Genomic DNA, 15,576 nt, shown 5'->3' with positions numbered 1-15,576 from the left:
AATATTTATTGTGATATTTAAACGATAGAATATCAATACTTTAACTACTTCGTAACGCAGTCCGACTTCTTCAGTTTTTACTGTAACTTTGTTCTGAAAATTTAAAAAAAGAAAGACTTGAGCACACCACATATCGGATCGACAGAGGATACTATTGTAGCATTGGCAACAGCCCCTGGTGTAGGCGCCATTGCAGTGATCAGGCTATCAGGAAACGACGCTATAAAGATCTGCAACAAAGTTTTCAAAGGTAAAGACCTCGAAAAACAGGAATCTCACACCTTACATTACGGTACTATCCGGGATAATGATAAAATCATAGATGAAGTGGTGGTATCCTTGTTTGTAGCCCCAAAATCATTCACTAAAGAAAATGTGGTAGAAATCTCGTGCCATGGCTCTCCATTCATTGTAAAGCAGGTGATTAAGGTACTGCTTGCCAACGGAGCGCGTCTGGCACTGCCCGGTGAGTTTACCAAAAGAGCATTCCTCAACGGACAGTTTGACCTGGCCCAGGCCGAAGCTGTCGCTGACTTGATCAATTCAGATTCTGCCGCCTCCCACGAAGCAGCACTAAACCAAATGCGTGGTGGTTTTTCTGAGCAGATCCGCCAATTGCGTGAAGAGCTGATCCACTTCGCTTCTATGATAGAACTTGAACTGGACTTTGGCGAGGAAGACGTAGAATTTGCTGACCGCGATGATCTCAAGCAACTGATTAATAACCTTCTGAAAGTGATCAATGTACTGATCGATAGCTTCGACCTAGGCAATGTGATCAAAAACGGCGTACCTACGGTTATTGCTGGCAAGCCCAATGCGGGCAAGTCCACCCTGCTCAATGCCCTGCTTAATGAGGAGAAGGCTATTGTCTCAGACATTGCCGGCACTACCCGTGATTTTATTGAAGATGAGATTAACCTTGGAGGTATTGCTTTCCGCTTTATAGATACAGCGGGTCTTCGCGAAACTACAGATACTATTGAAAAAATTGGCGTCGAACGTACTCAGCAACAGATGAAAAAAGCTTCACTGATCATTTATATGATTGATATGGCCAATGACAACCTGGTGGATGTAAACCGTGACATCAATAAGCTCGAAAACCTCGGCATACCTTTTATAGTAGTGGGCAACAAAGAAGACAGAGCTCAGCCTGACTTAAAAGCCGCCATTAAGAAAATCAACGGCTCCGTACTGATATCCGCAGCAACCAAAGAAAACCTGGATGCACTCAAAGACCGTATCCTGGAAGTGGTAAACCTCGACAACTTCAAAACCGGTGATACTATTGTGACCAATATCCGCCATTACGACAACCTGCTCAAAACCCGTAATGCGCTCATGGATGTATTAAACGGTCTGGACAGTAATATTACAGGAGACTTTCTGGCAATGGATATCCGCCAGTCATTACACTATCTTGGTGAGATTACCGGTGAGATTACCACTGACGATCTTCTGGCAAATATATTTTCGAAGTTTTGTATCGGAAAGTAATTACTTTTCAGATAGTACGCTAAACCCTTCTTTTACTTGCTTTTATAGGGTTTTTACTTCTTTTTCTTGTTGCTAATTTGCCCTTATTTTCGTATCTTTCGTTACTAATTTGTTGCTAATAGCTCTGATTTTGTTGTTAGCAACAAATATTTGAAGGACTGGGGAGATTATGTTACATACAGATACATCCTGATACAAAGGGATACACTCTGATACATAATCAAGCCTCCAACGGAAACATCATGAGCAGCAACATTCGAGTTCCTAAAATCTGTCAGCACTGCGGTAACGAGTTTATCGCTAAGACTACTGTTACTAAATTCTGCAGTGACACCTGTGCTAAGCGTGCCTACAAAAAACGCAAGAGAGATGAGAAAGTACAGGAAGTAGCCCCTACCGTAATTCAGAAAAAGGAATACAATCAGGAACAAGTCAAAGACAAAGAGTTTCTCAGCATTGCAGAAACCTGCAAACTACTTGGAGCCAGCCGAATGACCCTTTACCGTCAGATCAAAGACGGCAAAATCAATGCAGCTAAAATTGGTAGCCGTACCATCATCAAGAGAGAAGAAATCGAAAAACTGTTTCAGGCATGAAAGTAACACTCAGAAAACGCAATCAGGGAGGCAAAACAAGTTTATACCTTGATTACTACCACAAAGGGAAACGTAAAACCGAATACCTCAAGCTCTACCTTGATCCCAAAGCCAAGACCAGGGAAGAAAAGGAAGTCAATAAAAAGACGCTACAACTGGCAGAGACTATCCGAGCACAGCGACAAATCGAAATCCAAAACGGAGTGTATGGATTCCGTGACAATGAGAAAATGAAAGGCAGCTTTCTGGCTTACATTGAAATGCTGGCAAACCAAAGACAAGACAGCCCAGGCAATTACGGCAATTGGACAAGCATGCTCAAACACCTAAAGGCGTTTTGCACCTATGAGGTTACTTTCTCTGATGTAGACAGGCAGTTTATTCAGGATTTCAAATACTTCCTTGACAAGAAAGCCATAGCACACGGCAATCAGAAACTATCTCAAAACTCCAAGTACTCCTACTTCAATAAACTGCGGGCAGCATTGAAGCAAGCAGTAAAAGACGGAATACTACCTACCAATCCGAGTGAAGGAGTTGACGCTTTTAAGCAAGGCGAACCAGAAAGAGAGTTTTTGACAATGGAAGAGCTGCAAGCTGCAGCCAATACAGAATGTGAAATTCCACAACTCAAAACCGCATTCATATTCTCATGCCTTACTGGCCTTCGTTGGTCAGATATAAACAAGCTCGTTTGGTCAGAAGTACAGCACTCTAAGGAAAACGGCTATTATATCCGATTCAGGCAGAAAAAAACCAAGGGAGCAGAAACCCTCCCTATCTCAGAACAAGCCTTCGGACTTTTAGGAGATAGAACCGAACCAGAGGACAGGGTATTTGTAGGGTTGAAGTATTCAGCCTGGCACAACCTGAAACTACAACAATGGATGATGAAAGCCGGAATCTCCAAGACGATCACTTTCCATTGTGCCAGACACACCTACGCTACCTTGCAGCTTTCAGCAGGTACGGATATTTATACAGTTTCCAAACTCTTAGGACACAAAGAACTGAAAACAACACAGGTCTATGCAAAAATCATAGATGAGAAAAAGAAAGAAGCAGCCAATAAAATCCAACTCGACTTATGAGCAACCAAACCAAAATACTTGATGACATTCTCTACCAGAAGCTACGCCCCTGGTTAGATCAAAACAGCTTGGATCAAAAGTTTGCCTCTAAGATTTCCACCGTCAGGTCCGTGAGTACGGACTATCCTTTCAAATATGAAATAGACTTTCTCCGACCTACCGACAACAAAACCAAGTATTACAACAAACTCATCCTGAACAATACCAAAGAGGAATGCACCAAAATCGTTAATCTGATTCAGGAGGATGATAACGAGAAATTGATCAAGTATTGGTTGGAAGACACACTCAACAAACGCATTAAGACCCGATTAAAAGACATTGGAAAGCTCATTAAAGAAAAGGACTATGCCCTTTCCTACATAGATCCGAAGAAAGCCAGTTTCGAATTGGATCAAACTCACAAGGCAAACACATTCATTATCCAACTATTGAAGCTCGCATACATGCAGCTATACTTGGAGATTCAAGCAGCCTTCGGTAGCTATATTGAAGACAAACTCATTGTTCAGGATTTCTACACACAATTACTATTTGAACCCGTACCGGATGAAACCTTCATCAAAGAGATTCAGGTAATTGAAATAGAAGCCAAACCAGAACCCAAGACAAAACGACTACAGTCCAAAACTCCAAGTTCTTTTTATTCCTTTACTTATAAACAATTCAATACCAACCCCGACAAACTCGCTGATCTTTGGGACAGTTTGAAACTCAACAACCTAATCAGTAAGCACACCACACTGGTAAATTTCAAAAAAGTATTCTCAGGCAGTGAGGTTAAAACCCCTGTGCAATGGACAGGTAATATCAGTGAGCTATTCTATTTCATCAAATTGATCTACTCAGACCATAAGCTGGTGGAAGACCTCAGACAAAAGCAATGGGAAGTGACTTGCCAATGCTTTGTTGATGCGGACGGCAACCCGTTCGAAAGGTCAAAGTTTAGGTCACTAAAGCGACCTAACCTAACAGGTGACACGATTGAAAAGGTAGTAGCCCACCTTATTTGATTCACTCTGCACTATACTCCTGTTATCTTTTTTCTGTTTTTCTTTAGTCCTCTTTTTCCCAAAAAGTGGACTTTCTCTTTTTGTCTCCCACTCTGCACTCTGCACTCTACACTACACCACGCTTTAAAGCCTCCAAACGCTCTTTTTGAGCTTCTACTTTAGCATCGTATTCGACAATCGGATATGACTTTTGGCCAAGAGTCCATTCATTAATTCTTAACAGAATAAATCATGGACGAAATATTAGAACGTCTTGATAATCTCCAACGCATGATTGAAAGCCAGGGGATTTACACGAAAGAAGTTTTGAACTTCAATGAGGCTTGCCAGTATCTGGAGCTTTCACAATCTCACTTGTACAAATTGACAAGTGCAGGGAATATTCCACACTACAAGCCCAACGGGAAAAAGCTCTATTTCAAGAGAACAGAGTTAGAAAGCTGGTTGCTTCGCAACCGCAATTCCACTCAGGAAGAAATAGACCGAAGAGCAGCAGACTACCTAATCAAGAAAGGGAGGGTAAAGCTATGATTGAGGTATTAGATATGCTCCTGAAACTATCTCAGGACGTAAAGACGATCAAGGCTTACCTCCTCAATTCTCATCGCTCCAGATTGGAGCAATTCAATGATGAGTGGATTGATGGACAGGATGTAATGCAAACGCTGCATATCAGCAAACGCACATTGCAATCCCTTCGGGATAGCGGCACACTCCCTTATAGCCGAATCAATGGAAAGTTCTATTACAAGGTTTCCGATATGGAAGCTCTGTTGGATTCTAACTACTCACCTTCAAAATCAAAGCATTATGGAGATCAGTAGAGAGGCCATATTGAGTAAGACACACTACGGGCTGAACATATGTGCCTATGTGCTACGCCAGTACTATCAAGGTGAAACAGTCCTTTCCCTTTCGGGAAGGGTCTGTAATCCTACCAAGAACCCATTCAATGAGGACAAGCCTACATTGATGGTCCAGGTAGTTGACAATGTGGCAAGCCACACAGACGAAGAAGATGCAATCCATGATGGCAATGTCTTCGATTTTGCTTCATTGCATTTCAAACTCGAAGGGCAAGCCCTTCTCGATAAGATCAATGAAGAGCTTTATTTGAGAATTGGTAAAGAGAGAGGTTTTTATAATCAGGTAGAGTCACAACCTACGGTTGTTGTTCAGGAGATCAAGAAGCCCACACCACCAGTATTCAGCTATTTTCAAAAGCCTGTTACCAATATCAAACCCACTCGCCAAGTCTCCTTAATTGAGGTGTACCGCCTCATTAAAGGCAATGACTTTGCTACGTGTACAAGTACACTTCGCAACATGAGTGAAATCAAGGAAGCAAGGAAATACAAGGCTTTCAATTTCGATTACGTGACCTTTTCAGGCACTTTCTCTAAGAGGAATGACGCAAACCTCCAGAAGCATTCTGGTTTGCTCACAATCGATTTTGACCACATTCAGGACATTGCTACACTCAAGGCATCATTGCTCAATGACCATTACTTTGAAACGGAGCTGTTGTTTATCTCTCCTTCAGGTGATGGGTTGAAATGGGTGATACCAATTGACTTGACTCAGGCAAAACACCAGGACTATTTCAAGGCAGTGGCAAACTACGTTTCCCACACCTACCAAATCGAAATAGACCAATCGGGCAAGGACATTTCCAGAGCATGTTTCCTACCCCACGACAAAGACATATTCATCAACCCAAAATACATATAGGTTATGGAGCGAAAAACATTCAATCCGCTGGAATGGCTGGATAAGCCAGAGCAGCAAACAAAAGTTATAGAGCAAACACATATCGAGAATACTACTTCAATGGAGGAAGTAGAAAGAATCATTCAATACATAGAATCCAATAGCACAGATATTACCTCCGCTTATAGCGATTGGGTAAACATCGGCTTTGCCTTTGCAGATGAGTTTGGTGAGTCAGGCAGAAACCTATTCCACCGAATCAGTCAGTTCTATCCTGATTATTCCTCACAGGAATGCGATAAGCAGTTTGACAACTGCCTAAAAGCAAATGGTCAGGGCGTTTCATTGAAAACCTTCTTTTATCATGCCAAGCAAGCTGGCATTCCTTTGGCTTCTCCAAAAGCAGAGCCACAGATCAGGAAGCACACCAATAGCTCTGTAGGTCGAGAACCATCCATCGACCAAATAACAGAGGTTAAAAACGAACCTGAGCAAATGCCCACCTTTCCTAAATCCCTATTTCCTGAACTTCCTGAGTTTCTGCAAAAGGTGGTACAGGTTGCCAGTTCTGATGAGGAAAGAGATATACTACTGCTTGGATCACTTGCAGCGATCAGTGCATGTTTACCCAAAGTATCAGGCATCTATGATGGCAAAAGAGTTTACGCCAATCTCTTTCTATTCATTACCGCCCAGGCATCCGCAGGGAAAGGTCGTTTGGTACATTGTAGGCAATTGGTCAATCCTGTTCACAAAGAGTTTCGGGAACAAGCCAAAGCACACAAACAACATTATGAATTAGAGTTAGCAGAGTACAATGCCAATAAAGGTAAAATTGAAGGAATTGAGAAACCAGCCAAGCCACCTGAAAAAATGCTCTTTATCCCTGCAAACAATAGTTCTACTGGAGCTTATCAATTATTGGGTGATAGTGATGGCAAAGGACTCATCTTTGAAACTGAGGGCGACACATTAGCCCATGCCTTCAAGAGTGATTATGGCAATTACAGTGACGGCTTTAGAAAAGCCTTTCACCACGAAACCATCTCCTACTACCGTAGGACTGATCGTGAATATGTAGACATAGAAAGCCCTTGCCTTTCTACGGTTTTGTCTGGTACGCCCAAGCAGGTATCAGCACTCATCCCGAATGCTGAAAACGGGCTATTCAGCCGTTTCATCTTCTATTACATGAATGTTCGCCCTGTGTGGAAGAACGTGTTTGCTTCGCAAACTACGAACGGATTGGATGACTATTTTGATGCTCTGGGAAATGACTTCTTTACCCTTTACAGTTCATTGAAGATGAGCCAAGACATTCAGTTCTTTCTTTCAGCCGATCAACAGGATCAATTCAATACGTTCTTTGGTGAGGTACAGGAAAAATACATGAGCATTCAGGGCATTGACTACATGGCGACCATCCGAAGATTGGGACTAATTGCCTATCGTTTCTGTATGATATTCTCCGCTTTGCGGATCATGGAGACGGGCGAAACATCATCTAAGATGATTTGTGAAGAAAGAGACTTTCAAACTGCACTGGCCATGATTCGGGTATTGATCAAACATTCCAGCAAAGTGTTTAGTGAACTCCCGGAGGACACACCCAAACCAAAACGGCTAAACAGGAAAGAGAAGTTTCTATCTCAGCTACCCAAACGCTTCAATAGGCAAAAGTATTTAGAGACAGCTACCAAGCTCAATATTCCTCACAAAACTGCCGAAGGGTACATTACCGATTTCTGCAAGTCTGGTCTCGTACATCGTGAATCTCAGGACAACTATATCAACACCTCCATTGAGGATGTTGAGGATATTCAGGATGCTAAGGACTGATGGTCCTTGGTATCCTCAGTTTCCTGAGAATCCTTATTTGTATTTAATGGTTTTATTTTCTTTTTCTAACCTTTTGATTTCTTATATTTGACAAAAAGTGACAAGTCAATAAAAAGATAATGAACTATCTCGGTACTAGACTTAGAGAGCTACGAGAATCACAAGGCTTATTACTCAGACAAGTAGCAGCCCAGATTGATGTAGATACAGCTCTCATGAGCAAATTGGAACGTGGGGAGAGAAGAGCACAACGAGAGCATATTATAAAGATTGCCACTGCTCTTCATGCCAATGAAAAGGATCTCACAATTCTTTGGTTGGCAGACAGAATTAAAGATGTGATACAAGACGAGCCTCAGGCAAATGAGGCTTTAGAAATAATAAGAAAAGAGATTAAAAAAAATGAGCATTAACATCCTCAAATACGAATCAGATGTTTGGCGTACAGCCGACTTACTCATAGGTGCAGGAATCAAGCAGAGTGATTTCCCTAAATACATGATGCCCTATTTCGCTTTGCTCATGGTAGAGAGCCGATTGATCAGGGAAGCCCAGAGACTTGAAGAAGAAATTGGAAAGGATAACATTGATGATTTTGTAGAAGAGTTTCAGCTTGCTGGACTTGGCTATAATGATTACATCATTCGCCAGGGCAAATCCCTCAAAGACATTTGCAAGAATGACAAAGCCTTTGATTCTGATTTTCACCTATACCTGAAATCATTCGATCCGGAAACCAAATACTTATTGGGTGTGGATAAAGGAACGGAAGAAGAAAAGTTCCTGGACATATCGGGCATTAGCGGACAGCTTAAAAAGAAACGAATCTTATTCGAGACGGTACAGGCATGGAGTGAAGTTGATTTGACGCCTTTCAACAACTCAGAAATCACTACGCTTGAAGAACACATCAAACGTAGATGGGCAGATATATCAGCAGAAACCGCAGGGGAGCAATATACCCCTGATGATATTATCTCTTTGATTTCTGAATTGATCGCCTCCAAGATTGAAGACAATGGCAAGTTCCTTACCATTTATGACCCGACTTGTGGGGGTGGAAACCTCCTTTTTGGTGTAGAGGATAAAATACAGGAAATGTTCAATCGCCCTACAGCTACCTACGGGCAAGAATGGAGTGATGCACTTTTTGCACTGGCAAAGATTGAAAGCCGTTTTAGGAAGGACACACTAATTGAGTACGGAAACACCCTCACAGAAATAGGTAAGTTCTTTGACAAGCAATTTCACATTGCAGTAGCCAATCCTCCGTATGGAGTGGACTGGAAAGGATATGCCAAAGACATCAAGAATGATACGACAGATCGTTTCGTTTCACTTCCCTCTATCTCTGACGGACAATTCCTATTTACCCAACACATTCTTTGGAAACTGAATAGCGAAGGAATGGCCGTAGTTGTTCATAATGGCTCTACGCTATTTAGTGGTGATGCAGGTAGCGGTGAAAGCAATATACGTAAGCACTTCTTTGACAATGATTGGGTAGAAGGTATCATTCAAATGCCAACGGATGAGTTCTTCAACACAGGCATTTATACCTATCTATGGATTTTCAATAAGAACAAACCTGCCGACAGAAAGGACAAAGTAATACTCGTCAATGCAAGTGAGCTGTATGAACCTCTAAAGAAAAGTAAGGGTAAGAAGCGAAAGCAAATGAATCCTGACAACAGAGCAGAGATCATCAAGGCTTTCACGGAGTTTAAGGATAACCATTTTACCAGGGTATTTGACAAGTGGCATTTCTACTACAACCGCCAGAGTATCATGCTCACTAATGTGGATGAAAATGGAAAGCACATTGAAATGCCGGTGAAAGAAAACAAAGAAGGTGGAAAAGTTGAAGCCAAATCAATCAAGCTATCTCCTACTCAGATTACTGTTGAGAGTGAGGAGAACATTACGATCACTGAGTTTACGATCACTGATTTTGACAAAGCCACATACAAAAACCTACAGCAGCGTTTTGACGAGGAAGTAAAACCAATGATTGCATCATTGGATTACAAGGAACAAACCTTGAAAGTGCAGACTGAAAAATCCACTTATTGGTATGATAGCGACAAGGATACACTCATAGAAGAAACGGACGGCAAGCAAACAGAAATAGGTTGTGGTAAAATAGTTATCAAATCCAGTTACAAGAAAGCCACCAAGACCAAAGAAGCCAGTATTGTCATAACAGCAGAACTCACCAAAGACCTGCAAAAAGACTATGAGATTATTCCTTACTCTCCTGATGAAGCAGAGAACCTTCAATGGATTGCTGACTTTATGGCTAAATACATCACCAAGCCTTTCGAGTACCTGGACAATGTGATCGGTGTGGAAGTAAACTTTAATAAGGTTTTCTATCAGCCTGAAATACTGAGAGAAGTTCCTCAGATAAGTTCAGACCTGGAAACCTTAGAAGGTGAGTTGGCAAATCTTGAAAATGACTTGGCTTTATGAAAAATTCAATCCAACAAAAGTTCATTGATCAAGAATATAGATGGTTAGGTTCACTGCCATCTCATTGGAAACCGAAGAGAATTAAGGATGTGTTTGGAGACTTTGGCAGTGGAACTACTCCTAAATCATCAAATCCAAATTACTACGATAATGGAAAAATACCTTGGTTAAATACTTCAGATTTAAATAATGACATTGTACTTGATACCAAGGTTAAAATAACAGATCAGGCATTAGCAGAATCTGGCTTAAAAATATATCCAGAAGGTAGTTTAGCAATCGCAATGTATGGTCAGGGTAAAACCAGAGGAACTGTTGGGCTGATTGATATTCCTTTTACTACCAACCAAGCATCATGTGTAATGCTTAAACCAAAAGGTATTTATCCGAAATATCTGCTGTATTGGTTCAATTACAAATATGACAGCATACGTGCTATCAACGTAGGTGCATCTCAGCCTAATATGAATCAAGACTTTATCAAGTTCTTGCAGATTCATTTTCCTCCATTGAGGGAACAAACAGCGATAGCAAATTACCTTGATACCAAAACCCGAGCCATTGATAAGAAAGTAGAACTTTTAGAAAAGAAGATCACCTACTATCAGGAACTGAGCAATAGCTTAATCAATGACACGGTAACGAAGGGTTTAAAAAAATCTGTTGTACTGGAGGAAAACGAACTGGGGTTTAAGACCCCTGCTTCTTGGCATAATTACAGATTAAAGGACTTGGGTAAGCTATACAGTGGACTATCAGGAAAGAGTGGTGATGACTTCAACCAGGACAATAACCCTGACAATAAAGGCTTCATTCCATTTACCAACATTGCCAGCAATACCTACCTGAAAAAAGATCATTTAGGCACTGTTGTAATTGGCGAAAACGAAAAACAGAATAAAGTCAGAAAAGGAGACCTTTTCTTTTTAATGAGTTCTGAGGGATATGAAGACATAGGTAAAACAGCAGCATTAGCAGAGGACATAGAAGAAACTTACCTAAATAGTTTTTGTAAGGGTTACAGATTGAATCATCGCAAGTGCAATCCTTTCTTTTTGAATTATTTACTGCTCTCAGATTATTACCGTCAACTCCTAATCATAGAAGGTAAAGGATTCACGAGAATTAATTTGAAAATGGAGAAGGTCAATGACTTTACAGTCATTATCCCAGACACCAAAGAAGAGCAAGAAGAAATAGTCGAGTTTCTGGATTCTAAACTCGATACAATCACCAAGATTATAAAAAATATACAGACCCAAATCATCACACTTAAAGAGCTGAGAAAAACGCTTATCAATGATGTGGTGACAGGCAAAATAAAAGTAACACAGGACTGAGATGAATGAATTAGACCTACAAGATAAATACCTCGTCAACTTCCTTTGCGAAAGACCTGACGGCCTTCGCTACAAGGAAGCAAAGGCAAATACCGTTTCGCCTTTGTTCTTCATCACAGAAGACCTAAAGCATTTCATTTCGGAAACAGACCTGAATAAAAGCAATTACCGCAAGCTCCTAAAGAAGTTCCCAAGTGAAAAAGACCTGCTAAACGCCTTTTGCCAATTCTTGGATGAAAAAATAAAGTCATCCATGAACATGGCTATTTTCATCAATACCAATAAATCCGTCACATTTGAAGGAATCAAGCTGCATCTCTTTTACCCGAGCGGTAGTGAGTTTGAAGAAGACAAGTTATTTGACCAAAACATATTCTCGGTAGTCCAGGAGTTGCCCTATATCTTTCGCTATGAGGGCAAGCAGCATTTTTCATTTCGCCCTGATTTGTCCTTTTTCCTGAACGGTATCTTTTTAGGATACAGTGAGTTAAAAAGCAACTGGACAAACCAAACGGCTCAGAAAAACGGCAGAAAGAAAGTAAGCAAAGACTACTTGAATGCAGTACAGGAATACCTGACCATTGCGGATAAAAATGACTTCTCACAAACCATCCGAAAGGACTTCCTGAAAGTATTTGAGAAAGCCATACACATTACCTCTACAGATATTTCAGAGACTTATGTCATCCGAAATATTTCCAATCACTTTGATGAAATCAAAAACACGGTTGCCAGTGGTAGCTATGATTTTGAAAACTATGAAAAGAAGGTTTTAAAGGACTTCAAGCCCTACCCACTTCGTAACAGAGAAGCCACAAAAACCGAGCGATTTGAGGAGGTGTTCAAGGCACTCTACGATAAGAAGATGATAGAGAAAGAAATTCTCTACTACAATTTCATAGAACGTGAACTCATCAAAAAGGAAGGCAGCAAAACCAAAGAATACAAGCACAATGATGGTAGACTTATAGCACCACGCCCAAAGCAAAAGTTTGGAACAGACAAAGTACTTTCTAAGATCAATGAGTTTCTGGAGCATGAAGATGAACCAGACTACTTCATCAATAAATTAGAGGCTGAGTTAAAAGCAAAGGGCATTGGTGAGAACCAAACCAAAGAACTCATTGCCAAACGCCAGAAGTACCAAAACAATAAAACAGTTTATTCCCTCCTGCTACAATATGCAGCAGGGTTTGGTAAGAGTAATATTATCGGCTGGACAGCCTTGCAACTCAAAGACCTTCGAAGAGAGGGGCTCTATGTGTATGACAAAGTGATGTTAGTGGTTGACCGTTTGCAGCTTAGAGATCAATTAGATTCTAAACTGCACAACATGAACATCCAAAAAGGAATGTTCATAGAAGCAACCGATAAGAAATCATTTATATCTGCTCTGAGTAGCGATAAACGATTGGTAGTTGTTAACCTACAAAAGTTCACCTCTGTAGATAATATCCTGGATGAATCAGTAGTAAAGAAGCTCTCCAAGCTACGTATTGCATTCCTGATTGATGAGATCCACAGAAGCAATAGTGGTGTTCAGCATGAAGAGATGATTAGTGTCTTTGATGAGCTGCAAAGCAGCTTTGATCAAAGTGAAGCGTACAAAAAACAGCACACTAAAAAGAACCTCATTGTCGGTTTCACCGCCACACCAAGCGATCATACATTAGCCCGATTTGGTGAGTTCAACAAATATGCAGAATCAGAAAAAATCTGGATACCCTTCGATAGCTATACCATGCGTGAAGCAATTGAAGATGGTTACATCTTAAACCCCATTAAAGGGATTGTTCCAGTTTCAGCTAAGATGTATTTTGAAATTCCAGATAATGAATTGGAAGGCTTTGAACGTGACCTTGGATATGGCTTTGACGAAATACCGGACAATACGGATACTGGCATAGATGAGTTTGGAAAGAAATATGCCATAAGAAAGAAGAAAATATACCTCAATACTCAAAGGATTGAAGCCATTTCGAAATTCGTTGTTGAAAGACTCCTTTCATCCGTCTATCACAACATCAGAGGTTCAGCCAAAGGTATGTTGGCGGTTTCTTCTATCCCTGCTGCCAAAAAGTATGCAGGTTTTATCAAGAAATACTATGCTGAACTCACCCAGCAAAAGAAGTATGAGCGTTTTGCTGATGCTCCGATATACATTGTATTCTCGGACAGCCAGGAACACGGAAGCTCCAATAGTCTAAATGGTGGGCTAAGTGAGGAAAAGGTATTACAGAACTTTGCGATCAAGAAGAATGGGTTAATCATAGTCGTAGATAAACTACAGACAGGTTTTGATGAACCCAAGTTGCATACTTTATTCTTAGACAAGGAGATCAGAGGCATCAACGCCATTCAGACCATCTCAAGGGTAAACAGGACTACCAAATACAAAAACGATTGTAAGATTGTTGATTTCTCCTACAAGAATGTCAATGTTAAGAATATCAAGGCAGCTTTTGAGCATTTCAGTAATGTAGTAGTATCGGATTTTGACCCATTGGGTGATGAAGATAAGCTGGCAGAGTTATATGCAGAGCTAAACACTCATTCCATTTTCACAAAGCATTTCCCTCAATTCAAAGAGTACCAGACTGACAACCCCGACATTACATTGATTCGGGCAATTGAAGATGGATTAGACAACTATATAAGAAATTCCAAAGAGGAAGCAAAAAAGCTAAAAGAGAAGGTTCTGAAGTACTTCAAAATCCTAAATCTGATAGAGTTCGTTATTGACTTAGACCCGAAATACAGTGAGTATTTACGACTAAAGTTTTGGCAGAAATACAATATGCTTTACAATCAGATCAATAAGCAAGATGAGATTATTGATGATGTAGAGATATACTTTGACAACAGGATTGGAATAGTAGCCCCAGCAGAACCAAAAGACAAACCAAATAAACCCAAGAACCCAAACCCAACAAGTTCAGACCAACCGAATAAGTACAAATACAACATTCTAAAGGTCATTGAAAAACGGAATCAGGAAGAAGAGGCTATTGCCGAATTGATTGCAGATTTCGAAAGTAAAATCAGTGGGTTATTTGAGTTCATCAAAGCAGATGAAACGGGTCAGCGTTTGATCGCTAAAATCAATGATGATGGTTCAGCCTTTTCACAAGAAGAGATTTACTCAGATTTTTCCAGACTTTACAGGAAATACACCATCAGGAACAAAGACTTAGGCGACTTCTTTCTACGAGAAACCAAGGACAACCTAAATCAATTATGTGATGACTTTGAAAGAACATTAAACATAAAAATCAATATGGAAGCAAACACAATTATTGCGAGCATTTCAGCCACTATGCAAGCGATTGACCTTTGGTTCAAATTTAAGGACAGAGCAAGGGCAAAAGAGGCATTTAACCAAGTGGAGGCACTTAAATCATCTCCTGCAATTCAGGAAGAGGCTTCACGTTTACAAACACTTATTCCAGTAGATATACTCGACACGTTTGAGTCAAGGGTTGATAAGTGTTTAAATAGGTACAGAGAAGTCATTAATTCAGATGGCGAATACTTGCCAGATGAGATAGATGAGGCTACAGAAGCAGTAAAAAAGTGTATCTGTCGTGAATTAAGAAGAGTACATAGCTTAAACGGTAGTATACCTGATGGAACACTAAATGATTACTGGAATCAATATCAATGCGAAAATTAAAATGGCAACAACAATTCACAATATTGAGATTCTAAGAGCCTATATATCAGGAGTTCTTGACAGAGCAAATCACCATGCTCACAATGTAAATGAAATAGCATTGGCTATTGCTGGAGGTATAATCTGGAGAACAACAGACAACATTCGTGTGATGTCACGAGAAGGAGAAATGAAGAATGTATTGTGGCTGCAGGTTGATAACAGGACATTGTGTTTTGCCTATAATCATGATACTGGAAATATAGAGGTACGAGAGGGTTCCATTCAAGGCAATGTGATCACCACGTTCAATAATGCTACTCCTCTGTCAGATGTAAAGACATTTTTCGAAAACCTTTAGAG

The 15,576-nt window shown here is 40.5% G+C and carries 13 protein-coding genes; all 13 read left to right on the top strand.

Annotated elements, in window-relative coordinates:
- Window positions 1-117 precede the first annotated feature (117 nt).
- The 13 genes from mnmE to LVD17_RS20710 all read left to right on the top strand — a co-directional run bounded on the left by mnmE (window position 118) and on the right by LVD17_RS20710 (window position 15,574).
- Complete coding sequence (mnmE, locus tag LVD17_RS20770) at window positions 118-1,500, top strand: tRNA uridine-5-carboxymethylaminomethyl(34) synthesis GTPase MnmE (protein ID WP_233760928.1); 1,383 nt, start codon at window positions 118-120, stop codon at window positions 1,498-1,500.
- A 242-nt stretch (window positions 1,501-1,742) separates the two neighbouring features.
- On the top strand, window positions 1,743-2,096 hold the full coding sequence (locus LVD17_RS20765) for a helix-turn-helix domain-containing protein (protein ID WP_233760927.1): 354 nt from the start codon (window positions 1,743-1,745) through the stop codon (window positions 2,094-2,096).
- Window positions 2,093-3,187: a site-specific integrase gene (locus LVD17_RS20760; protein WP_233760926.1), complete on the top strand. Its 1,095-nt coding sequence runs from the start codon at window positions 2,093-2,095 to the stop codon at window positions 3,185-3,187. The genes LVD17_RS20765 and LVD17_RS20760 overlap by 4 nt, the downstream gene beginning before the upstream one ends.
- On the top strand, window positions 3,184-4,200 hold the full coding sequence (locus LVD17_RS20755; RefSeq protein WP_233760925.1) for a hypothetical protein: 1,017 nt from the start codon (window positions 3,184-3,186) through the stop codon (window positions 4,198-4,200). The genes LVD17_RS20760 and LVD17_RS20755 overlap by 4 nt, the downstream gene beginning before the upstream one ends.
- Before the next feature lie 231 nt (window positions 4,201-4,431).
- Window positions 4,432-4,731: a helix-turn-helix domain-containing protein gene (locus LVD17_RS20750; protein ID WP_143400860.1), complete on the top strand. Its 300-nt coding sequence runs from the start codon at window positions 4,432-4,434 to the stop codon at window positions 4,729-4,731.
- Window positions 4,728-5,024, top strand: coding sequence for a helix-turn-helix domain-containing protein (locus tag LVD17_RS20745; RefSeq protein ID WP_143400861.1), 297 nt, complete (start codon window positions 4,728-4,730; stop codon window positions 5,022-5,024). Before LVD17_RS20750 ends, LVD17_RS20745 begins: the two co-directional genes overlap by 4 nt.
- Entirely contained in the window at window positions 5,011-5,931 is a 921-nt protein-coding gene (locus LVD17_RS20740; protein WP_233760924.1) for a BT4734/BF3469 family protein, read from the top strand. Before LVD17_RS20745 ends, LVD17_RS20740 begins: the two co-directional genes overlap by 14 nt.
- 3 nt (window positions 5,932-5,934) lie before the next feature.
- Window positions 5,935-7,749 (top strand): DUF3987 domain-containing protein, encoded by a 1,815-nt coding sequence (locus tag LVD17_RS20735; protein WP_233760923.1) that lies wholly within the window; start codon window positions 5,935-5,937, stop codon window positions 7,747-7,749.
- A 119-nt stretch (window positions 7,750-7,868) separates the two neighbouring features.
- On the top strand, window positions 7,869-8,162 hold the full coding sequence (locus tag LVD17_RS20730) for a helix-turn-helix domain-containing protein (protein WP_233760922.1): 294 nt from the start codon (window positions 7,869-7,871) through the stop codon (window positions 8,160-8,162).
- Window positions 8,152-10,221, top strand: coding sequence for an HsdM family class I SAM-dependent methyltransferase (locus LVD17_RS20725; protein WP_233760921.1), 2,070 nt, complete (start codon window positions 8,152-8,154; stop codon window positions 10,219-10,221). The genes LVD17_RS20730 and LVD17_RS20725 overlap by 11 nt, the downstream gene beginning before the upstream one ends.
- Window positions 10,218-11,561, top strand: coding sequence for a restriction endonuclease subunit S (locus LVD17_RS20720; protein WP_233760920.1), 1,344 nt, complete (start codon window positions 10,218-10,220; stop codon window positions 11,559-11,561). The genes LVD17_RS20725 and LVD17_RS20720 overlap by 4 nt, the downstream gene beginning before the upstream one ends.
- Window position 11,562: 1 nt before the next feature.
- Window positions 11,563-15,234, top strand: coding sequence for a DEAD/DEAH box helicase family protein (locus tag LVD17_RS20715; RefSeq protein ID WP_233760919.1), 3,672 nt, complete (start codon window positions 11,563-11,565; stop codon window positions 15,232-15,234).
- Window position 15,235: 1 nt separating this feature from the next.
- A complete protein-coding gene (locus tag LVD17_RS20710; protein WP_233760918.1) occupies window positions 15,236-15,574 on the top strand; it encodes a Vch_cass14 family protein in 339 nt (112 codons plus the stop codon).
- Window positions 15,575-15,576 lie beyond the last annotated feature (2 nt).

Source organism: Fulvivirga ulvae (genome assembly GCF_021389975.1).
In the GTDB taxonomy this organism is placed as follows: Bacteria; Bacteroidota; Bacteroidia; order Cytophagales; family Cyclobacteriaceae; genus Fulvivirga; species Fulvivirga ulvae.
Note: the sequence above shows the minus strand (reverse complement) of the source record. Positions and strands in the feature narration are given on the sequence as shown.